Source organism: Nocardia sp. NPDC052001 (genome assembly GCF_040680615.1).
GTDB lineage: Bacteria > Actinomycetota > Actinomycetes > Mycobacteriales > Mycobacteriaceae > Nocardia.
In genome coordinates this window covers 1,405,711-1,429,850 of sequence record NZ_JBFAXC010000002.1, presented here as the reverse complement: position 1 = coordinate 1,429,850, position 24,140 = coordinate 1,405,711, and the positions used below count along the sequence as shown (strand labels likewise).

The 24,140-nt window shown below is 69.8% G+C and carries 3 protein-coding genes; all 3 read left to right on the top strand.

Annotated elements, in window-relative coordinates; translation table 11 throughout:
• The first annotated feature begins 40 nt into the window (after nucleotides 1-40).
• Genes AB0L82_RS14935 through AB0L82_RS14925 form a run of 3 tightly spaced genes read left to right on the top strand, consistent with a single transcriptional unit; the run spans nucleotide 41 to nucleotide 24,032 of the window.
• A complete protein-coding gene (locus tag AB0L82_RS14935; RefSeq protein WP_364635624.1) occupies nucleotides 41-23,230 on the top strand; it encodes a non-ribosomal peptide synthase/polyketide synthase in 23,190 nt (7,729 codons plus the stop codon).
• Nucleotides 23,227-23,439 carry an MbtH family protein gene (locus AB0L82_RS14930; RefSeq protein ID WP_364635621.1) on the top strand — a complete coding sequence of 71 codons (213 nt, stop codon included), beginning with the start codon at nucleotides 23,227-23,229 and terminating at the stop codon, nucleotides 23,437-23,439. Before AB0L82_RS14935 ends, AB0L82_RS14930 begins: the two co-directional genes overlap by 4 nt.
• Nucleotides 23,439-24,032 carry a fasciclin domain-containing protein gene (locus AB0L82_RS14925; RefSeq protein ID WP_364635618.1) on the top strand — a complete coding sequence of 198 codons (594 nt, stop codon included), beginning with the start codon at nucleotides 23,439-23,441 and terminating at the stop codon, nucleotides 24,030-24,032. The genes AB0L82_RS14930 and AB0L82_RS14925 overlap by 1 nt, the downstream gene beginning before the upstream one ends.
• The last annotated feature ends 108 nt before the right edge of the window (nucleotides 24,033-24,140 follow it).

Genomic DNA, 24,140 nt, shown 5'->3' with positions numbered 1-24,140 from the left:
AGAAAGTCCTGATTCCTCTATCGGCGATTGGAGTGTTTTGATGACCGCCTTGGCCTCGGAGCCCGCAGGTCGTGACGCATCGGACACCGTTAGCTCTTTCCCCTTGTCAGAGGCGCAGACTGGTATCTGGAACGCCCAGCACATCGCGCCCGGTGTCCCGCTGACGGTCGCGCAGTACGTCGAGATCCACGGCGATTTCGACATTCCTCGCCTCGGTCACGCCATGCGTCTATGTGCTGATGATTTGCAGAGTTTTCGGCTGCGCATCATCGAGGTAGCAGGCAGCCCACGGCAACTGGTCTTACCGGACGATTCCATCGATATCGACAGGCACGACTTCCGCTCCTGCGACGATCCGCGCGCCGCGGCCATGGCTTGGATGCGGCGCGACTGCGCCGAGCCCATCGCACTGCTGGACAACCGGCTCTACGCCACGGCCGTACTGCGCACCGGCGAGGCCGAATACCTCTGGTACGCCAAGATGCATCACATCGCCATCGACGGTTACGGCGCCATGCTGCTGGTGGCGCGGATCGCCGAGCACTACAACGCGCTCACCGACGGCGTCGCGCCCAGTCCGGCCGCCGCGCCCGATCTGCGCGCGCTGTACGAACACGAATCCGCCTACCGGGAATCGTCGGCCTTCGAACAGGACCGGCGCTTCTGGCGCACCCAGCTCGACGCCATCGACTCCGCGTTCACCCTCAGCGACCGCTACGGTCCCGCCGAGGCCGATCGTTGGATCGAAGGCGGCATGCTCGCACCGGCCTGCCTCGCCGAACTCGATTCGGCGCGGGAACGACTGGGCGAATCGCGCGCGACGCTGCTCACCGCGGGCGTCGCCGCGTATCTGGCCGCGGTCACCGGACGCTCGCGAGTCACGCTGAGTCTGCCGGTCACCGCGCGCACCACCCATGAGCTGCGCATGTCCGCGGGCTACGTCTCCAATGTGATTCCGCTGCACATCGATATCGCCGCCGCCCGCAGCATCGCGGACCTGGCCGCGACGGTCGGCCCGAACATTCGGGACGCGCTGCGTCACCAGCGCTACCGGCACGAGGATATGCAGCGCGATCGCGGCGGCGCGGGCGAACACCGCAGCTTCTTCGGCCCGGTGCTGAACATCATGCTGTTCCACAACGGCATTCGCTTCGGTGACGCCGCGGCGACCATGCACCTGCTGTCCACCGGTGCGGTCGAAGACCTGTCGATCAATATCTACAACGGCTCCGGCCCGGGTGAACTGCATGTCGACTTCATCGGCAATCCGGCCCGGTACACCGCCGAGGAGCTGCGCGCGCACCACCGCCGCTTCCTGGACTACCTCACCGAATTCCTCACCACCGCACCGGAATCCGGGCTCAATGAGGTGACGGTGCTGAGCCCGGCCGAACGTGAGCTGGTACTGCGGGAATGGGCGCTCACCCCGGCCCGGTCGCTGCGCGCGACCACCACCCTGGCCGAACTGTTCGACGCCGCCGTCGCCGCGCACGCCGGGGCGACCGCGGTACTGCACGGCGATTCGACCCTGACGTACGCCGAACTCGACGCCCGGGCCAATCGCCTGGCCCGGGAGCTCATCCGGCACGGGGTCGGACCCGAAACGCTGGTCGCGGTGGCACTGCCGCGCTCGATCGATCTCGTGGTCGCACTGCTCGCGGTGATCAAGTCCGGCGGCGGATATCTGCCCGTCGATCCGGACTATCCCGCCGATCGCATCCAGTACATGCTCTCCGACGCCCGCCCGGCCTGCGTGATCACCACCGCCGCACTGCCTTCGGCGCTGCCGGGCGAGCTTCCGGTGATCATGATCGAGGCGGTCGATCCGGCCGCGGACGGCTCACCCGTGACCCCGGCCGACCGGATCGGCGCGCTCACACCCGGAAATATCGCCTACGTCATCTACACCTCGGGCTCCACCGGCCGCCCCAAGGGCGTGCAGATCCCGCACGCCAATGTGGTGACCCTGTTCGCGAACACCGCCGCCGACTACGCCTTCGATCACCATGATGTGTGGACGCTGTTCCACTCCTACGCCTTCGACTTCTCGGTGTGGGAGCTGTGGGGCCCGCTGCTGCACGGCGGCGCGCTCGCGGTGGTGGACTATGAGACCTCCCGCTCGCCCGAGCTGTTCCTGGAACTGCTGCGCCGCGAACAGGTGACGGTGCTGAACCAGACCCCGTCGGCGTTCTCCCAGCTGGTCGCCGCCGACCGGGCGGCGGCGGACCTCGATCCGAGCGCACCGCCACTGGCGTTGCGCTACATCATCTTCGGTGGTGAGGCGCTCGAGCCGCGCCGCCTGGCGGACTGGTATCAGCGGCATGAGGAGACCGCGCCGCGCCTGATCAATATGTACGGCATCACCGAGACCACCGTGCACGTCACCTATCGCGCCCTCGATCGCGCGGCCGCGGCGGCGGGCGGCGGCGGTATCGGGCACGCCATCCCCGGACTCGGCATCTTCCTGCTGGACCATCGGCTGCGGCCGGTACCGATCGGCGTCGCCGGTGAAATCTATGTCAGCGGTGAACAACTCGCGCGCGGCTATCTGGGGCAGCCCGCGCTGACCGCGACCCGTTTCGTGGCGGACCCGTTCGGCGCGCCGGGCACCCGGCTGTACCGCTCCGGCGATCTGGGGCGCTGGACCCCCGCCGGAGAGCTCGAATACCTCGGCCGCGCCGACGATCAGGTCAAGGTGCGCGGCTTCCGCATCGAACTCGGTGAGATCGAGGCCGCGCTGCTGGCCCAGGACCGCATCGGCCAGGCCGCGGTGATCGTGCGCGACGACGATTCCGGCGAACCCGCCATCGTCGCCTACGTGGTCACCGAATCCGCTGCCGCACTGGATATTCCGGAACTGCGAGCGGCGCTGGGCGAACGTCTGCCGGACTATATGGTGCCCGCCGCGTGCGTGGTCATGGACGCGATCCCCTTGACCGCCAACGGCAAACTCGATCGTCGGGCCCTGCCCGCGCCCGTCGCGGCGACCGTCACCTATCGCGCACCGGTCACCTCGGCCGAGCGTGTGGTCGCGGCGGTGCTCGGCGAGGTGCTCGAGATCGAGCGCATCGGCCTGGACGACGGCTTCTTCGCCCTCGGCGGCAATTCGCTGAGCGCGACCCGGGTGGCCGCCCGCATTGGCGCGGAACTCGGTGTGGCCGTACCGGTTCGGCTGGTGCTGGAGGAGACCACGGTCACCGGTCTGGCCGCCCGGGTGGCCACGCTGCTGCCCGCACCGGCGCGTGCCGAGCTGGTCGCGCGCCCGCGTCCGGCGCATATCCCGCTCTCCCCGGCGCAGCTGCGCGTCTGGTTCATCAACCGCTTCGATCCGAGTGCCCGCACCTACAACATCCCCTTCGCGGTCCGCATGACCGGTGATCTGGATATCGCGGCACTGCGCGCGGCGGTCGCGGATCTGATCACCCGGCACGAACCGCTGCGCACCGTCTTCCCGGACAGCGCCGAGGGGCCGCACCAGCTGATCCTGGCCGCGGAGCGTGCGGTACCGGCGCTCGAACTCGCGGAGGTGAACGCCGCCGAACTCGACGATCGCCTGCGCGCCATCGCCTCTCGCGGATTCGACCTGACCACCGAGACCGCGCTGCGGATGGAACTGCTGCGCACCGGAGCCCGGGATCACGTGCTGGCCGTGGTCATTCACCACATCGCGGCCGATGGGTGGTCGCTCGCACCGTTTTTCGCGGATCTCTCGCACGCCTACACCGCGCGCACTGCCGGACGCGCCCCCGGCTGGGCTCCGCTGGCGGTGCAGTACGCCGATTACAGCCGGTGGCAGGCCGAAGCCCTCGGTGATGCCGCCGATCCGTCGAGTCTTGCGGCGGCACAACTGGATTACTGGCGCACCCGGCTCGCCGATCTGCCCGATGAACTGTCGCTGCCCTACGATCGCCCCCGCCCGGCGGTGCAATCCTTCCGAGGTGCGAAGGCGGGCGTATCGGTGCCCGCCGCCGCGCACGCGGATCTGCTGCGGCTCGCGCGCGATACCGATGCGACCCTGTTCATGGCCGTGCACGCGGCCTTCGCGGTACTGCTGTCCCGGCTGTCCGGCGGCCTCGATATCGCGGTCGGCACCCCGGTCGCCGGTCGCGGTGAAGCACAGTTGGACGCCCTGATCGGCATGTTCGTCAACACGGTGGTGTTCCGGGCGCAGCCCGATCCCGCCGAATCCTTCCGCACCTTGCTGATCCGGCAGCGCGCCCTGGATCTGGCGGCGTTCGCGCACGCGCAGTTGCCGTTCGAGCGCCTGGTGGAGGAGCTGAACCCGGTGCGCTCCACCGCCCGGCATCCGCTGGTGCAGATCGGCTTCTCCTTCCAGAACCTGGGCCGCATCGGTATCGAACTGCCCGGAGTGACGGTGTCCGGCAGTGAGATCGAGACCGGTGTCGCGCAATTCGATCTGCAATTGGTGCTCACCGACGAGTACGACGAGTCGGGCGCACCGGCCGGTATCACCGGCCACTTCGTCTATGCCACGGATCTTTTCGACGAGAGCACGGTGGCCGGAATCGCCGGTCGCCTGGAACGGCTGCTCGCCGATGTGGCCGTCTGCCCCGATCAGGTGATCGGTGAGCTGGAGCTGCTGGATCGGGCCGAGCGCCGGCGCATCCTGCAGCGCTGGAACGCCACTGGCCATCCGGTCGACCCGCGCCAGACCCTGGTCTCGCTGTTCGCCGCACAGGCCGCGCGCACACCGGGGGCGGTGGCCCTGGTGGACGCGTCCGGCCCGGCTGAGCCGGCGTCGCTGACCTATCGCGAATTCTCCGAACGGGTGAATCGCCTTGCCCGCCATCTGATCTCACTCGGCGTCGGACCGGAGGTCCGGGTCGCGCTGGCCATGCGTCGCTCGGTGGAGCTGATCGTCGGCATGTACGCGGTGTCCGCCGCGGGCGGGGCGTATGTGCCGCTGGATCCGGATCAGCCCGTCGAACGCCTGGCGGCCATCCTGGATACGGCCGCCCCGAACTGTGTGCTGACCGTGCGCGGGGACTCGGACAGCCTGCCGCACAACGGCATCGCGGTGCTCGAGATCGATGCGCTCGATCTGTCCGCGCTGCCGCCGTACCCGGTGCTCGACCATGACCGGATCACCTCGCTGCGCGCACTGAACACCGCGTACGTCATCTTCACCTCCGGCTCCACCGGCCGGCCCAAGGGCGTCGCGGTGCCGCATCGCGCGGTGGTCAACCAACTGCTTTGGAAACAAACCACTTTCGGCATCACCGGTGATGACACCGTGCTGCTCAAGACCGCCGCCACCTTCGACCTGTCGGTCTGGGAGTTCTATTCGGGCCTGCTCACCGGCGGCCGCACCGTGATCGCCGCCGCGGACGCCCAGCGCGATCCGGTCCGATTGACCGCGCTGATCCGGGAACAGCGGGTCTCGGTACTGCACCTGGTGCCGTCGCTGCTGACCGCGCTCACCGCCGGTTCGCAGGCGGAGCTATCGGATTCGGTGCGCGCGGTGCTCGCCATCGGCGAAGCGCTGCCCGCCGCGATCGCACAGCGCTTCCGCCGCGCCAATCCCGCTGTCCAGCTGTGGAACCTGTACGGCCCTACCGAGGCTGCGGTCTCGGTGACCGCGCACCTGGTCGACGACGCAGACGCGGACGGTGTGCCGATCGGCCGCCCGGAATGGAACACCCGGGTCTATGTGCTCGACGCCCGCCTGCGCCCGGTGCCCGCCGGGGTGGTCGGCGATCTGTACCTGGCGGGAATCCAGTTGGCGCACGGCTATATCGGGCTGGGCGCGCTGACCGCGGAGCGGTTCGTACCGGATCCGTTCGCGGCCACCGCGGGCGAACGCATGTACCGCACCGGCGATCTCGCGTCCTGGAGCGCGGCCGGAGAGCTGGAGTACCACGGGCGCACCGACTTCCAGGTGAAGGTGCGCGGATTCCGCATCGAACTCGGCGATATCGAGGCCGCGCTGCTGGCGCAGGACGACGTCGACGCCGCTGTCGTGCTCGCGCATACGGACGTGCGACGCGGTGAGCAGCTGGTGGCGTACCTCGCGCCCGCACCTGGCCGGGATATCGACCCGGACGCGCTGCGGACCCGGCTCGGCGCACTGCTGCCCGCCTATATGGTTCCGGCCGCGCTGATGGTGCTGCCCGAACTGCCGGTGACCGCGACCGGCAAGGTGAACCGGAACGCTTTGCCGGAACCGGTGTTCACCGTGGCCCGCTTCCGCGCGCCCGGCACCCGCACCGAACGGGCGGTGGCCGCGACTCTCGCCGAGGTGCTCGGCATCGAACAGGTCGGTCTGGACGACGACTTCTTCGCCCTCGGCGGTAATTCGCTGCTGGCGACCAAGGTCGCGGGCCGACTCGGCCTGACCCTGCGTACCCGGGTGGAAGTGCGGACGCTGTTCGACGCGCCCACCGTCGGCGCGCTCGCCGCACTGCTGGACCGTTCGATGCCCGCGGTGACGCGGCCGGTGCTGGAAGCGGGGGAGCGCCCCGCTCGGGTGCCGCTCTCGCCGGCGCAGCAGCGACTGTGGTTCCTGAATCGGTTCGACAGCACATCCGGCGCGTACAACATCGCGATCGGACTGCGACTGTCCGGAAGCCTGGAACCCGTTGCCCTGCACCGGGCCCTGACGGATGTGGTGGGCAGACACGAGGTGCTGCGTACCGTCTTCCCGGAGGACGCCACGGGGCCGCACCAGGTGGTGCGGGCGACCACGGTGGAGGTGCCCTTCGCCGCCATCGACTCGGGCGTCGGCACCGCCGATGCCGATGCGCTCGAATTCGCTTCCGCCGGTTTCGATCTCACAACGCAACTGCCGATCCGCGCCGCATTGCTGCGGCTGGGCGCGAACGAGCACCTGCTGGTGGTGGTCATTCACCACATCGCCGCCGACGGCTGGTCGCTCACCCCGCTGGCCGCGGATGTGGCGACCGCGTACGCGGCCCGCCGTTCCGGCTCCGCGCCGCAATGGTCGGCGCTGCCGGTCCAATACGCGGATTTCAGTGTGTGGCAACACGATATGCTCGGCAGCCCCGAGGATTCGGACAGTCTGGTCGCGGAACAACTCGGGTACTGGCGCGACCGGCTCGCCGAGCTGCCCGAATGCCTGGAACTGCCCGCCGATAGGCCGCGTCCCGCGGTGGCCTCGCAGCGCGGCGCGACCATCGACGCATCGCTGGACGCCGGTCTGCACACCGCGTTGACCGCGCTGTCCCAGCGCTACGGCGTCAGCGTGTTCATGGTGCTGCACGCCGCGCTGGCGGCGATGCTGGCGCGACTGGCCGCGACCGAGGACATCGCCATCGGCACACCGGTCGCGGGCCGTACGGATCCGCGCCTGGACGATCTGATCGGCATGTTCGTCGGCACGGTGGTGCTGCGCACCGCCGTCGATACCGGCGCATCGTTCGCGGATCTGCTCGGCACCGTGCGCGAAGCCGATCTGGATGCCTTCGCACACGCCGAACTGCCCTTCGAACAGCTCGTGGACGCCCTGGCCCCGACCCGTTCGGCCGCACATCATCCGCTGTTCCAGGTGATGCTGTCGCTGCACAGCTCCACCCCGGCACCGCTGCGACTGCCCGGACTGGAGGCTGTTGCCAGTGCCCTCGCCACCGGCGGGGCCCGCTGGGATCTGGAATTCACCCTCATCGAAAGGCAGACCGCACAGGGTGATCCGGCGGGCATCGACCTCGCCCTGACCTACGCCACCGATCTGTTCGAGGCGGAGTCCGCGCGCCGATTCACCGAACGGTTCACCGCGATGCTCACCGCCGCGGTGGCGGATCCGGAGCGTCCGGTCGGCGCGCTGCCGCTGCTCACCCCGGCTGAAATCGCCGCCCTCACACCGGTTTCGGGTCCGGCGGCGGCCCCGGAGCGCACGCTGGCCGATATCTTCGCGGCAGCGGCCGCGATCGACCCGGCGGCCATCGCGGTGCGCTTCGGCGACGAGCAACTGAGTTATGCCGAATTGGATCGGCGGTCGAACCGGCTCGCCCGCCTGCTCATCGCGCACGGCGTCGGCCCGGAAACGATTGTGGCACTCGGTATTCCGCGATCCATCGCCTCGGTGTGCGCCACGGTGGCGGTGGCCAAATCGGGTGCGGGATTCCTGCCCGTCGACCCCGCCTACCCGGAGCGGCGCATCGCGCACATGCTCACCGATTCGGGCACCCGCATCGGTGTGACCATGACTGCCCAGCGTGCCGCGCTGCCCGATCATGGAGTCAGCTGGCTGGTCCTGGATGATCCGGCGCTCACCGCCCGCGTCACCGCACTGCCGGACGGTCCGATCACCGATGCCGATCGCACGGCACCGCAACGGATGTCGGATATCGCCTACCTCATCTACACCTCGGGATCGACCGGTACGCCCAAGGGTGTGGCCGTCACCCATACCGGGCTCACCAATTTCACCCGCACCATGGCCGATCGGTTTGGTGTGGAATCCGGCTCCCGGACACTGCATTTCGCCTCGCCCAGTTTCGATGCCGCGGTGCTCGAACTGCTGCTGGCCTGGGGCGCGGGCGCGACGCTGGTCATTGCCCCGGCACAGCTCTACGGCGGTGCGGAACTCGCGGAACTGCTGGAGCGCGAACAGGTCACGCACGCCTTCCTCACCCCCGTCGTGCTGGCCGGACTCGATCCGGACGCGTACGCCCTGCCGGCGTTGCGCAGCCTGATCGTCGGCGGCGAGGCGGTGGGCGCGGAACTCGTCGAGCGCTGGGCGGCCGGTCGCCGGTTGTTCAACGCCTACGGTCCCTCCGAGGCGACGGTCGCCGTCGCCATCTCGAACGCCCTGGTGCCGCAGCGGCAGATCGTGCTCGGCGGCCCGATTCGGGGCACCGGCCTGGCCGTACTGGATCGTCATCTGCGACCCGTTCCGGTCGGCGTGATCGGCGAGCTGTACATCAGCGGCGCGGGCCTGGCACGCGGTTATCTCGCGCGGCCGGGGCAGAGCTCTGCCCGTTTCATCGCGGACCCGTTCGGTGCGGCCGGTGCGCGCATGTATCGCACCGGCGATCTGGTGCGCTGGACGAGCGACGGTGAACTGGTCTTCGTCGGCCGCGGCGATGACCAGGTCAAGGTGCGCGGCTTCCGGATCGAACTGGGCGAGATCACCGCGGTGGTCGCGGACCTGCCCGGGATTCGCTTCGCGCACACCGAGGTTCGGCACGATGCGGCCGGGCGCGCGCATATCGTGAGCTATGTGCTGGCCGATCCGCCGCATACGGTGGATGCCCGGGCGGTGCGTGCACACGTGGGCACCCGTTTGCCCGCGCATATGGTGCCGTCCTCGGTCACCGCGCTCGCCTCGATCCCATTGTCTCCCAGCGGAAAACTGGATCGCCGGGCCCTGCCCGATCCGGAGTGGGACGCGGGCCTGACCGCGGGCCGGGCGCCGGCGACCCCGACGGAGATCCTGGTGGCCGCGGAGATGGCCCAGTTGCTGGGCCGCGAGCAGGTCAGCGCCGATCACAGCTTCTTCGACCTCGGCGGCAACTCGCTCTCGGCGACCGGGCTGGTGTCCAGGATCGCGGCCGCGTGCGGAATCCGCCCGGCGGTCCGCGACGTCTTCGAACATCCCACGCCCGAGGGCCTGGCCCGCGTGCTGGATCAGGCTGCCGGACAGACGTTCTCGGATCGGCCGCGACTGGGCGCGCTCACCCGGCCCGCGCGGGTGCCGCTGTCCTCGGTGCAGATGCGCCTGTGGTACCTCAATCAATTCGATCCCACCTCCGGCGCGTACAACATTCCGGTGGCGCTGCGGTTGCGCGGTGCGATGGACGAGCCCGCGCTGCGCGCCGCCCTCACCGATGTCATCGCCCGGCACGAGATCCTGCGCACCCTCTACCCGCTCGACGATGAGGGCGTGCACCAGGTGGTCATGCCGATTCATGAAGCGCCACTGCCGCTGTCGGTACTGGAGACCTCCCCGCTCGAACTCGAACAGCATGTCGAGGTCGCCGCCGAACAGGGCTTCGATCTGACCGCGGAACTGCCGTTGCGAGTCGAATTGCTGCGCACCGGCAATGACGAATACGCCCTCGCGCTGGTGGTGCACCACATCGCCATGGACGGCTGGTCGCTCGCACCGCTGGCGACCGATCTGATGACCGCCTACGCGGCCCGCCGCACCGGGCGCGCGCCCGAATGGTCGCCGCTGGCGGTGCAATACGCGGACTACTCGGTCTGGCATGCCGAGCTGCTCGGCGACGAGGACGATCCGCAGAGCGTGGCCGCGCGGCAACTGGATTACTGGCGTACGCGCTTGGCCGGTATCCCGGACTGCCACGATCTGCCCACCGATCGGCCCCGGCCCACGGTGGCAACCCATTCCGGCGGTTCGGTGCGCGCCCGCGTGGACGCGGACCTGGCCGTGCGGGTGGCGGAACTGGCTCGCGCGCACGAGGTCAGCGAGTTCATGGTGCTGCACGCCGTGCTCGCGGTCCTGCTGGCCCGGCTCGGCGGCAGCTCCGATATCGCGATCGGCACCGCCATCGCGGGCCGCGCCGAACCCGAACTCGACCGGCTCATCGGCGCTTTCGTCGGCACCCTGGTGCTGCGCACCAGCGTCGACGGTGGCGCGTCCTTCACCGAGCTGCTGCGCACCGTGCGCGAGGCCGATCTGGAGGCGTTCGCGCACGCGGACCTGCCGTTCGAACGCCTGGTGAAGGCGGTCAACCCGGATCGCTCCACCGCGCACCATCCGCTGTTCCAGGTCAGCCTGTCGCTGGACAATTTCGCCGCACCGGCGCTGCGACTGCCTGACCTCGAGGTCGGCATCACCCGAATCGACCCGGCCGCGGCGAAATTCGATCTGCAATTCGCCTTCACCGAGGCGGCGGACAGCACCGGGCGGACCGGCGAGCTCGAACTGTGCCTGACCTATGCCACCGATCTGTTCGACCGCGGCACCGCGGTGGAAATGGCCCGCCGCTTCGTGCGCCTGCTGGACGCGGCGATCACCGATCCCGCTGCGGCCGTAGGTGATCTGGCACTGCTCACCCCGCTGGAGGCGCGCTCGCTGGCCCCGGTCCGCGGCGCGCTCACCGATACCGTCCGCACCCTGCCGGAGTTGTTCGCCGCCGCCGCGACCGCTCCCGATCGGATCGCACTGATCTCGCGGACGCGCACGCTGACCTACCGTGAACTCGACGAATTGTCGAATCGCCTGGCGCGCACCCTGATCGCCCACGGAGCCGGACCCGGTCAGGTGATCGCGCTGGGGTTGGCGCGCTCACTGGAATCGGTGCTGGCCACCGTGGCGGTCACCAAGACCGGTGCGGCCTATCTGCCGGTCGACGTGCGCCATCCCGAGGACCGGATCCGGCATATGCTCACCGACTCCGGGGTGCGATTGGGCCTGACCATCGCCTCGGATCGCGAGCGCCTGCCCGCCGAACCCGGCGTGTCCTGGCTACTGCTCGACGAACTGGATAACACCGGATCCGTTGCCCCGGTAACGGATTCGGAGCGTTCGCGACCGCTGCTGGCCGATGATCTGGCCTACATCATCTACACCTCGGGCTCGACCGGCGTGCCCAAGGGCGTCGCGGTGCCGCATCGCGGCCTGGCCGCCTTCGCCTTCGAACAGCGCGATCGATACGGTCTGGAATCACGCAGCCGCACCCTGCATTTCGCGTCGCCGAGTTTCGACGCCTCGGTGCTCGAACTGCTGCTGGCCTGGTCGGTGGGCGCGACCATGGTGGTCGCCGCCGCCGATATCTACGGCGGTGACGAACTGGCGGCGCTGCTGGAGGACAACGGGGTCACGCACGCCTTCATCACCCCCGCCGCGCTCGCGACCATCGATCCGGTGGCGTGGCCGCTGCGGGCATTGCGCTGCCTGGTGGTCGGCGGCGAAGCCGTCAGCCCGGATCTGGTGGCGCACTGGGCGGGCGATCGCGCCATGTTCAACGCCTACGGTCCCTCGGAAGCGACGGTGGCCCCGGCGATTTCGGAGGCGCTGGCCCCGGATCGCCCGGTGGTGCTCGGCCGCCCCATTCGAGGAGCCGCCCTCGCCGTGCTGGACACCCGGCTGCGCCCGGTGCCGGTCGGAGTGGCGGGCGAGCTGTATGTATCGGGGATGGGCCTGGCCCGAGGCTATGTCGGCCGGGCCGGGCTCACCTCGGACCGCTTCGTGGCCAATCCGTACGCCGCGGCCCCCGGTGAGCGCATGTACCGCACCGGTGATGTGGTGCGCTGGAACGGTTCGGGCGAGCTGGTGTTCGTCGGCCGCAGCGATGATCAGGTGAAGATCCGCGGCTTCCGCATCGAACTCGGCGAGATCAGCGCGGTGCTGGCCGGATATCCCGGAATCGGCTTCGCGCACACCGAGATTCGCGCCGATGACACCGGCACCCCGCGCATCGTCGGCTATGTGGTGCCGACCGGTTCGGAGCGACTGGATCGGGACGCGGTGCGCGCTCACGCCGCCACCCGGCTGCCCGGCTACATGGTGCCCGCGGCCGTCACGGTGCTCGAACGCATTCCACTCGCGCCCAGCGGCAAACTCGACCGCCGGGCGTTGCCCGACCCCGAATACGAAGTGGCGCCGGGCCGGGCGGCGGAGACCCCCGCCGAGATCATGGTCGCCACGGCGATGGCCGAGGTCATCGGCCTGGACAGCGTGTGCGCCGACCATGACTTCTTCGAACTCGGCGGCACCTCGCTGTCGGCGACCCAGCTGGTGGCGCGCATCGCTACCGTGACCGGTCGCCGCCTCGGCGTGCGCGCGGTCTTCGAACATCCGACGCCGCAGGAGCTCGCCCGCTTCGTGGACGAGCTGCTGGCGCAGGATGATCCGGCGCTGCCCGAACTCGGCCGGGCCACCCGCCCGGCCCGGGTGCCGCTGTCCCCGGCGCAGGCGCGACTGTGGTTCCTGAACCGGTTCGACACCGAGTCGGGGGCCTACAACATTCCGGTGGCGCTGCGGTTGCGCGGCACCCTGGATCGGGCGGCGCTGACCGCGGCACTGGGCGATGTGGTGCGGCGGCATGAGGCGCTGCGTACCCTCTTCCCCCAGGACGCCGAGGGTCCGCATCAGGTGGTGCTGCCCGTGGACGCGGCCGAATTCGAACTGCCGGTGCGTGATTCGGCCGCCGAATCGGTGCAGGAGTGGCTGTGCGCACTGGCCGTGCGCGGGTTCGACCTGACCACGGAGCTGCCGCTGCGCGCGGAACTGCTGTGCGTCGGCGAACACGAGCATGTGCTCGCGGTGGTCGTGCACCACATCGCGGCCGACGGCGGTTCCACCGCACCACTGGCCGGGGATCTGGCCGCGGCCTACACCGCCCGGCTGCGGGGCACCGCGCCCGACTGGGCCGAATTGCCCGTGCAGTACGCCGATTTCAGCATCTGGCAGCACGAGTTGCTCGGCGATGAGGCCGATGCCGGAAGTATCGCCACCCGCCAGCTCGGGTACTGGACCGACCGCCTGCGCGGACTGCCCGAATGCCTGGAACTGCCCGCCGACCGGAACCGCCCGGCGCAGCCGTCGCAACGCGGCGCCTCGGTGACCACGAGGCTGGAGGGTTCCTCGCACGCCGCGCTGGCACGCCTGGCCCGCGACCATGACGCGACGCTGTTCATGGTGCTGCACGCGGTGCTCGCGGTGCTGCTGGCCCGGCTGGCCGGGGTCGCCGATGTCACGGTTGGCACGCCGATCTCGGGCCGGTCCGATGCCCGGCTGCACCCGCTGATCGGCATGTTCGCCGGCACGCTGGTACTGCGCACGGAGGTCGATCGCGCGGCATCGTTCACCGAATTGCTGACTTCGGTGCGCGATCACGATCTGAATGCCTTCGCGCACGCCGATATTCCGTTCGAACGCCTGGTGGAAGCCATCGATCCGGTGCGCTCCACCGCGCATCACCCGCTGTTCCAGGTCATGCTGTCGGTGCACGACGCCATGCCGGGGCTGCCGCGCCTGGATGAGCTCGAGGTCACCGTGGCCGAGATCGAATTGGAGATCGCGAAATTCGATCTCCAGTTCACCTTCACCGAATCCCGTACCGCACAGGGGGATCCGGACGGTATCGATATCCGCCTGACCTATGCCACCGATCTGTTCGACCGGGCGACCGCCGAACGGCTCGGCGCGCGATTCATTCGATTGCTGGCCGGGGTGAGCGGCCGCCCGCATACCGCGGTCGGCGATATCGATTTGCTGTCGGTGCCCGAGCGCGCCGAACTGGTGCCCGCGCGCGGGGTGAACGGACCGGTCGCGGCGACCCTGCCCGAACTCTTCACCGCCGCCGCGGCCTCGCGCGATGCCCTCGCGGTAGTGGCGGATTCGGGATCGATGAGCTACGGCGAACTCGATCAGCGATCCAACCGGGTGGCCCGCGCGCTCATCGCGCACGGCGTCGGCCCCGGCGATATCGTCGCGCTGGGCCTGTCCCGGTCACCGGATTCGGTGCTGGCCACGGTGGCGGTCACCAAGACCGGTGCGGCTTTCGCGCCGATCGATATGCGCTATCCCACCGAGCGAATCACCCATATGCTCACCGATTCCGGTGCGCGCGTGGGTGTGACGAATGCGCCCGATGTCACGGCTTTGCCGCGGGGGCCGCGCTGGCTCACGCTGGCCGAGCTGGAGCGGACCGGCAGCGCCGCGCCGATCGGCGAGCACGATCGCGTCCGGGGCCTGGGCATCGACGATGCCGCCTATATCGTCTACACCTCCGGGTCGACCGGCGTGCCCAAGGGCGTGGCGGTGACCCATCGCGGTCTGGGCGGCTTTGCGGTCGAACAGCGCACCCGCTACGGCATCGAAGCAGACTGCCGGGCACTGCATTTCGCCTCACCCAGCTTCGACGCCGCGGTGCTCGAACTGCTGCTCGCGTGGTGCACGGGCGCGACCCTGGTGATCGCCGCGCCCGAGGTGTACGGCGGCGACGAACTGGCCGAACTGCTCGAACGCACCGGGGTGACGCACGCTTTCATCACCCCCGCCGCACTGGCCAGCATCGACGCCACCCGGTGGCGGCTGCCCGCACTGCGCTCGCTGGTGGTGGGCGGTGAGGCGGTCGGCACCGAACTGGTGGCGCGCTGGGCGGTCGGGCGATCCTTCTACAACGGATACGGCCCCACCGAAACCACCATCATGAGCGTGATCTCCGAACCGCTGGCCGCCGATACGGCCGTCGTGACGCTGGGGCGGCCGGTGCGCGGCACCGCCGTGGTCGTCCTGGACGAACGGCTGTGCCCGGTGCCGCCGGGTGTGGCCGGAGATCTGTACATCAGCGGAGATGGGCTGGCGCGCGGCTACATTCGGCGTCCCGGCCTCACCGCGCACCGCTTCGTGGCGAACCCGTTCGCGACGGTGCCGGGCGAGCGGATGTACCGCACCGGTGACGTGGTCACCTGGACCGATACCGGTGAACTGGTATTCGTCGGCCGCAGCGATGACCAGGTGAAGATCCGCGGCTTCCGCGTCGAACTGGGCGAGATCACCGCCGTGGTCACCGAGGCCGAGGGAATCGCGTTCGCGCACACCGAGATCCGCGCTGACGCCGCGGGTCGTCCGGCGATCGTCTGCTACATCGTTCCCGCCGGTCCATCCGATGCGGGCGCGGGGCAGCGTGGTGATCGGGACGGCTCCGGTGCGGCGGGCGCACGCCCGGCGATCCCGGATACCGCGCTGCTGCGCGACTTCGTCGCCGAACGCCTGCCCACCCATATGGTGCCCGCGATCTTCGTGCCATTGGCGTCGATTCCGCTGTCGCCCAATGGAAAACTGGATCGTCGCGCCCTGCCCGAGCCCACCTGGGCGGCGGGTGCGCAGGGGCGCGCACCGCGCACCCCGGGGGAGAAGCTGGTGGCGCGGGTCATGGCCGAGGTGCTCGGCCACGATCAGGTGTGCGCCGATCACGGTTTCTTCGAACTCGGCGGCAATTCGCTCTCCGCGACCCAGCTGGTCGCGCGCTTGGCGGCGGCCTCCGGACAGCAGCTCGCGGTCCGCGCGGTCTTCGAACATCCGACACCGGCGGAATTGGCGCTGCTGCTCGATGATTCGGTCGGCGCCATCGCACGTCCGGCGCTGACCGGCGGTGCGCGGCCCGCGCGCATCCCGCTGTCGCTGGCACAGCAGCGGCTGTGGTTCCTGAACCGGTTCGATACGGCCTCGGCGGCCTACAACGTTCCGGTGGGCCTGCGGCTGACCGGACGCCTGGACGCGACCGCGTTGCAGCGGGCGGTCTCGGATGTCGTCGAACGGCACGAGGTGCTGCGGACGATCTTCCCCGAGGACGCCGACGGACCGCATCAGCTGGTGCTGGACGCGGCCGAGGTGACGGTGCCGTTCACGCGCATCGTGTCCAGCCCGCACACCGTGGCCGCCGATGCGCTCGAACCCGCGCAGCCCGGATTCGATCTGGCCGCGCAGATTCCGATTCGCGCGGCACTGCTGCGCGTCGGCCTGGACGAACACGTGCTGATCCTGGTGATCCATCACATCGCCGCCGACGGCTGGTCGCTCACACCGCTGGCGGGGGATCTGGTGACCGCCTACCGGGCGCGCGGCGCCGGAGCCGCGCCCGAATGGTCGCCGCTGCCGGTGCAGTACGCGGATTTCAGTGTGTGGCAACGCGAATTGCTCGGTAGTGAGGACGATGCGGACAGCCTCGCCGCGCAGCAGCTGCACTACTGGACCGAACACCTCGCGGGCCTTCCCGAATGCCTGGAACTGCCCGGTGACCGCCCGCGCCCGCTGGTCGCCTCGCATCGCGGCGAGAGCATCGTGACCCGGATCGACGCCGAACTCCATGCGCGCGTGCTGGATTCGGCCCGGAGCCACGATGTCAGCCTCTTCATGCTGTTGCACGCGGTGCTGGCGGTGCTGATCGCCCGCACCAGCGGGACCGGTGACATCGCCATCGGCACGGCCGTGGCCGGACGCGGTGACGCGGCGCTGGACGAGCTGATCGGCATGTTCGTCGGCACCCTGGTGCTGCGCACCGAGATCGACGGCGCGGCCGCGTTCACCGAGGTGCTGGCGGCGGTGCGCGAGGGCGATCTCGATGCCTTCGCCCACGCCGACCTGCCGTTCGAGCGACTGGTCGAGGTGCTCAATCCGGTGCGCTCGACCGCGCACCACCCGCTGTTCCAGGTGAGCCTGTCGCTGACCAATATGGGGTCGCCGACCGTGCGCCTGCCCGAGGTCGCGGTGGCCGAGTTCCCGGTCGATCCCGGCCTGGCCAAATGCGATCTGCAGTTCACCTTCACCGAAAGCCATACCGCGCAGGGTGTTCCGGACGGCATCGAGATGTCGTTGACCTACGCCACCGATCTGTTCGACGCCGCGACGGCCGAACATATGGGTGGCCGCTACGTCCGGCTGCTGGCGGCGCTGGTGGCCGCTCCGCGCACCGCGGTGGGCGATGCGGATGTGCTCTCGGCGTGGGAGCGCTCGACCCTCATGCCCGCGCGCGGTGCGGCCGCCGCGGCGTCGATCACGCTGGCGGAGCTGTTCGCCCGGGCGGTCCGGGCCGATCATCCCGCGCTGGTCGCGGGCGATCGGACGCTCACCTACGGTGAACTGGACGCCTGGACGAACCGGTTGGCGCGCAAGCTGATCGGCCACGGTGTCGGCCCCGGCACCGTGGTGGCGCTCGGTCTGTCCCGCTCGGTGGAATCGGTGGCGGCCTCGCTGGCCATCGCCAAGACCGGCGCGGCCTTCCTGCCGGTGGATGTGCGGCACCCCGCCGATCGCATCCGGCATATGCTCACCGATTCCGCGGTGCGCTTCGGGCTCACCCGTGCGGCCGATCGCGGTGCGCTGCCCGCCGATTCGGGCGTCGAGTGGATGCCGGTCGACGAGGCCGCCGAGCAGTCGGGCGCGGCGCTGTCGGACCGGGAGCTGCGGCGAACCCCGAGCCTGGACGATATCGCGTATTTGATCTACACCTCCGGCTCCACCGGTTTGCCCAAGGGTGTCGCGGTCACCCATCGCGGTCTGCTCAACTGCGCCGAGGTGCAGCGGGTCCGGTTCGGTGTCGAACCCGCCTCGCGCACCATGCATCTGGCCTCGCCGAGCTTCGACGTGGCGGTGCTGGAACTGCTGCTCGCCTGGTGTGCCGGTGCGACCATGGTGATCGTCCCGACCGATGTCTACGGCGGCGATCCGCTGGCCGAGCTGATCGAGGCCAATGCGGTGACCCACGCGGTCATCACCCCGGCCGCGCTGGCCAGTATCGATTCCGCGCGCTGGCCGCTGCCGAGCCTGCGCACCATGATCGTCGGCGGTGAGGCGTTCGACCGGGATCTGGTGCAGCAGTGGGGAGTCGGCCGCGACATGGTGAACGGCTACGGCCCGTCCGAGGCCACCATCGCCACCACCTTCTCCGAGCCCATGCGCCCGGATCGGCCGATCGTGCTCGGCCGCCCGATGCGCGGGGTGACCACGGTGGTGCTGGACGCGCGCCTGCGGCCGGTGCCGCCGGGCGTGGTCGGCGAACTCTATGTCGGCGGTATCGGCCTGGCGCGCGGCTATCACCGCCGCGCGGCGCTCAGCAGTGCGCGGTTCGTGGCGAATCCGTTCGACGACAAGGGTTCCCGGATGTACCGCACCGGAGATCTGGTGCGCTGGAACGCCGAGGGTGATCTGGTGTTCGTCGGCCGCGCCGACGATCAGGTCAAGGTGCGCGGCTTCCGCGTGGAGCTCGGTGAGATCACCGCGGCCGTCGCGGCGTGCGCGGGAGTTCGATTCGCGCACACCGAGGTTCGCGATGACGAGGGCGGGCGCGCGCATATCGTATGCTGGTTCGCCGTCACGGCGGACGCGGTGGTGACCCCGAAGGAGCTGCGCGACCAGCTCGCACAGCGACTTCCGGGCCATATGGTGCCGACGGCCTTCATGCCGTTGCAGTCGATTCCGCTGTCGCCCAACGGCAAACTCGATCGCCGGGCACTGCCGGAGCCGACCCTGACGGTGGCCGACACCGGTCGCGCGCCGGTCACGCCGAGTGAGATCACCATCGCCGCGGCCATGGCCGAGGTGGTCGGTCGCGAACGCGTCTGCGCCGATCACAGCTTCTTCGACCTCGGCGGCAATTCGCTCTCGGCCACCCAGTTGGTGGCGCGTATCGCCGCGAGTTCGGGCTGCCGCCTGGAGGTGCGCGCGGTATTCGAACATCCGACACCGGAATCGCTTGCGGTGGTACTGGATCGGGCGTTGTCCGCGGGCGGTTCGCATCGCCCGGCCTTGCAGGCCCGGCCCCGGCCCGCGCGAGTGCCGCTGTCCCCGGCCCAGCAACGACTGTGGCTGCTGAACCGGTTCGACGCGGTGTCGGGCGCGTACAACATCCCGCTGGTGCTGCGCCTGCGCGGTGCGCTGGACACCGATGCGCTGCGCGCGGCCGTCGCCGATGTGGTGCACCGGCACGAGGTGCTGCGCACCGTGTACCCGGCCGATGCGAACGGTCCGCATCAGATCGTGCTGCCCGTCGCCGATCCGGCGCTGGCGGTGCCGGTGACCGAGGTCGCCGCCGCCGGGGTGCCGGAGTTCATCCGGTCCTTCGGGGCGACGGGATTCGATGTGACGCGCGAGCTTCCGATTCGCGCCCGGCTGCTGCGCCTCTCCGCGCAGGAGCATGTGCTGGTCCTGGTCGTGCATCACATCGCCGCCGACGGCGCGTCCGCCGCACCGCTGGCCGCGGATCTGGCGCTGGCGTACACGGCCCGGGAGGCGCGCCGCGCGCCCGAATGGGCTCCGCTCCCGGTGCAATACGCCGATTTCAGTCTGTGGCAGCACGAGGTGCTCGGCGGTGAGGCGGATCCGGAGAGTCCGGCCGCCCGTCAGCTCGCCTACTGGACCGGCAAGCTCGCCGGTCTGCCGGACTGCCTCACCCTGCCGACCGACCGGCCGCGTCCGCCGGTGCCGTCCCAGCGCGGGGCCACGGTGCACACCCGCATCGACGCCGAATTGCACGAGGAACTGACCGAATTGGCGCGCCGCCACGGGGTCAGCGTCTTCATGCTGCTGCACGCGGTGCTGGCGGTGGTGCTGAGCAGGCTCGGCGGCACCTCGGACGTGGTGGTCGGCACCCCGATCGGCGGTCGCGTCGATCCGCGACTGGACAGTCTGGTCGGCATGTTCGTCGGCACCCTGGTGCTGCGCACCCGGGTCGCGGGCGCGAGCTCGTTCACCGAGCTGCTCGACACCGTGCGCGAAACCGATCTGGATGCCTTCGCGCACGCCGATATTCCGTTCGAGCGGCTGGTCGAGGCGCTCGATCCGGTGCGCTCGGCGGCGCACCATCCGCTGTTCCAGGTGATGCTCTCGGTGCACAACACCGTGCCCGGATTGCCGAAGCTGGGCGCGCTGGACGTGCTGGCCGAGGATCCCGGTTTCGAGGCGGCCAAGTTCGATCTGCAATTCACGCTGACCGAAACCCAAGCCGGCGACGGGGTTCCGGACGGTATCGAACTGAGCCTGAGCTTCGCCGCCGATCTGTTCGACGCGCACACCGCCGACCAGCTGTGCGGGCGGTTCGTGCGGGTGCTCGCGGCGGCCGTGGCCGATCCGGGCGCACCCGTCGGCAATCTCGACCTGCTCGATCCGGACGAGACCCGCCGCCTGGTGCCCGCCCGCGGTCCCGCCACCCGCGGACCGGTGGCCTTCCCCGCGGTGTTCGGCAATGCCGTCGCCACCGCGCCCCGCACGGTCGCGGTGCGCGATCGGGAGATCCAGATGAGCTACCAGCAGCTGGATCTGTCCACCAACCGGCTCGCGCGGGCGCTGCTCGCACGCGGTGTCGGACCGGAAAGCTATGTCGCGGTCGGTATTCCGCGGTCGGTGGACTCGGTGCGCGCCATGCTCGCGGTGCTCAAGACCGGTGCGGCGTTCCTGCCCGTCGATCCGGCGTACCCGGCCCGGCGCAAGGAGCACATGCTCACCGATTCCCGCGCCGCGATCGGCCTGACCGTGGCGCGCTGCCGGGCGGAACTGCCGGACGGCGCGCACTGGCTGGTGCTGGACGATCCGTCCTTCGCCACCGAGATTCGCGCGTATTCCGATGCGGCGCTGGCCGATACCGAATTGCACGGCCGTCCGCATCCGGCCAATCCGGCGTATCTGATCTACACCTCCGGGTCCACCGGTCTGCCCAAGGGCGTGAGCGTCACGCACGCGGGCATCGCCGACTTCAGCGCGGAGCTGGCCGAACGCGGCGGCGTCACCGGCGAATCGCGGGTATTGCATTTCGCCTCACCGAGTTTCGACGCCGCGATCCTGGAGCTGCTGCTCGCACTGGGGTCAGCCGCGACCCTGGTGCTGGCCGACGCCACCGTGTTCGGTGGCGCGGAACTGGGCGAACTGCTGCGTTCGGAACGGATTACGCACGCCTTCATCACCCCGGCGGCACTGGCCACGATCGAACCCGAACAGCTCGAGGAACTCGAGATGATCATGGTCGGTGGCGATCGCACCGGACCGGAACTGGTCGAACGCTGGACCGCGGGCGCACCGCAGCGCACCATGCTCAATGCCTACGGGCCATCCGAGGCCACGGTGGCGGCGACCATCAGCGCACCGCTGCGCCCCGGCGCGCCGGTCACCATCGGCGCACCGCTGCGCGGTTTCGGGCTCACCGTGCTGGACGACCGGCTGCGCCCGGTACCGCTCGCCGTCCCCGGCGAGCTGTACCTGGCCGGAACCGCGTTGGCGCGTGGCTATCACGATCGGCCGAGCCTGACCAGCGAGCGGTTCGTCGCGCATCCCTTCGGCGGACCGGGCGAGCGCATGTATCGCACCGGCGATCTGGTGCGCTGGGTGCCGCGGCCCGCCGGGCTCGAGCTCGAATACCTCGGGCGCGGTGACGATCAGGTGAAGATCCGCGGCTTCCGCATCGAATTCGGCGAGATCGACGCCGCGTTCGCCGGATATCCGGGAGTGCGGGCGGCCACCACGATCGGGTACGAAATGGGCAGCGGCGCCATGATTCTGGCGGCGTACGTCAGTGGTGACGCGGGACTGAACCCCGCCGAGCTGCGCCGGCACGTCGCGTTGAGCGTGCCGGGATATATGGTGCCGCAGGCGATCACGGTGCTCGACACACTGCCGCTCACCCCGTCGGGCAAGCTCGATCGGGCCGCCCTGCCCGAACCGGTGCTGCTGTCCGCGGCCGGTTACCGGGCTCCGGCCGACGCGGCCGAGGCACTGGTGTGCGAATGCTTCGGTGCCGCACTGGGGCTCGACACCGTCGGCGCGGACGACAATTTCTTCGAGCTCGGCGGAAACTCCTTGCTGGCAACACAATTGGTGGCGGCCATCCGGGAGCGCGGCGGCATCGAAGTACCCATGCAGGCGTTGTTCCTGGATCCCACCCCGGCCGGGATCGCCGCCCGCATGGGCAGCTCGGACAGCACCGGCCCCGATCCCATCGAGGCCGCGCTGCTGCCGCTGCTGCCCATTCGCGCCGAAGGTGAACTGCCGCCGCTGTTCTGCGTGCACTCGGTGAGCGGTGTGGCCTGGAGTTACACCGGGCTGCTCCCGCATCTGGAATCCGAGCGTCCGCTGTACGGTCTGCAACTGCCGCACCTCACCGAGGACGCGAGCGGGCTGGACACCATCGAGCAAGTGGCGCAACGCTATATCCGCGAAATCCGGACGGTGCAGCCGCACGGTCCGTACCACCTGCTTGGCTGGTCGCTGGGCGGTCTGATCGCCTACGAGATCGCCATCCGGCTGCGGGCGGCGGGGGAGCGGGTGGACCTGCTGGCCATGCTGGACAGCCGGGTGCTGGCCGACGAACCCGAGATCGCCGACCCCAGCGCCGGGGAACTGCTCGCCGCGCTGCTGGGCGATGCGAGCCTGGCCGCGGAGAACGTCTCCTCCGAGCGGGCCGCCGAACTGCTGCACGAACATCAGGGCCCCTTCGGCTCGCTCGATGCCGCGCACGTGGAACGGCTGTACGCGGCATATCTGGCCGGAACCAGCATGGGTTACAGCTTCCGGCCCGGCCGCTACGACGGTGATCTGCTGTATTTCACCGCCACCGAACAGGATTCGCCGATCATCGCCAACCGCCCGCCCGAGCCGATTCCCGGCGCCGGACCCTGGCGGCGCACCGTCGGCGGTGAGATCCACGAACGCTTCATCGCCTGTTCGCATGTCGATATGGGCTCACCCCGGGCGCTCGACGAGATCGGCCCGGTGCTGTGCGACCACCTGCGCGATATCGGCGGGCGGTCGGAGGTTTCCATCCACACCGGAGCAGAAAGGGACCATCGATGAGTGCCACCAATCCGTTCGACAACCCGGAGGGCCGCTTCGCCGTACTGGTGAATGCCGAAGGCCAGCATTCGCTCTGGCCGGACTTCGCCGCGGTGCCGGACGGCTGGCAGGCGGTCTACGAGGGCGATCGGGTCGGCTGCCTGGCCTATGTCGAAATGCACTGGACCGATATGCGCCCGAACAGCCTGATCGCCGCGACCGAAGAATGATGCGGTATCCGGCCGTGGCCGCGCTGGCGCTCGCCGTCGCGGCCTCCGGCCCGTTCGGCAGCCCGCCCGAGCAGGCCGCGGGTGAGATCCCGGTCCCGCCGCTCGCCGCCGGGGCCGGTGCGGCGCATTCGGAACCGCCCGAGCTGATCGGGCCCGGCTGCGATGAATACCGCTCCGCCGCAAAGGCATCGGGAGATCCGGCGGCCTTCACACCGCATACCGCGCTGCTGGACGCGCTGCTCTACCCGCCCGCGACGCCGACCGCCCGGTCGGCGCGGGCGGGCCGCGCGCCCCGGCGCATCACCATGTTCATCCCCACCGCCACCGCGCTGTCCGAGTTGGCGCCCGAGGCGGCCGCGACCTTCCGCACCGATCCGGCCGCCGTACTCAAACTCATCGCGTACCAGACGATTCCGCTCGAGCTCACGCCCGAGGCGCTGCCCGGTACCCATCCCACGCTGGAGGGTCACAGCCTGACCATCACCCGCTCGGGTCCGGTCATCCGGATCGGTGCGGCGGGTTTGGTCTGCGGTGGTTTCCATACCCCCACCGCCACCGTATATCTCATCGATCGGGTGCTCACCCCGTCATAGAAATGGTGATTTCGTGCAATTCAGGCATTAAAGGCGAATGCATCGACATTCATGGTTTCCACGCTGAAATACCCACCGCCGGTTAACATCTGCGATTGGCCGTACTAC

What these genes read in the sequence shown, in the direction of transcription:
- AB0L82_RS14935 (WP_364635624.1), top strand. Translation starts at nt 41, where the DNA reads ATGACCGCCTTGGCCTCGGAGCCCGCAGGTCGTGACGCATCGGACACC.
- AB0L82_RS14930 (WP_364635621.1), top strand. Translation starts at nt 23,227, where the DNA reads ATGAGTGCCACCAATCCGTTCGACAACCCGGAGGGCCGCTTCGCCGTA.
- AB0L82_RS14925 (WP_364635618.1), top strand. Translation starts at nt 23,439, where the DNA reads ATGCGGTATCCGGCCGTGGCCGCGCTGGCGCTCGCCGTCGCGGCCTCC.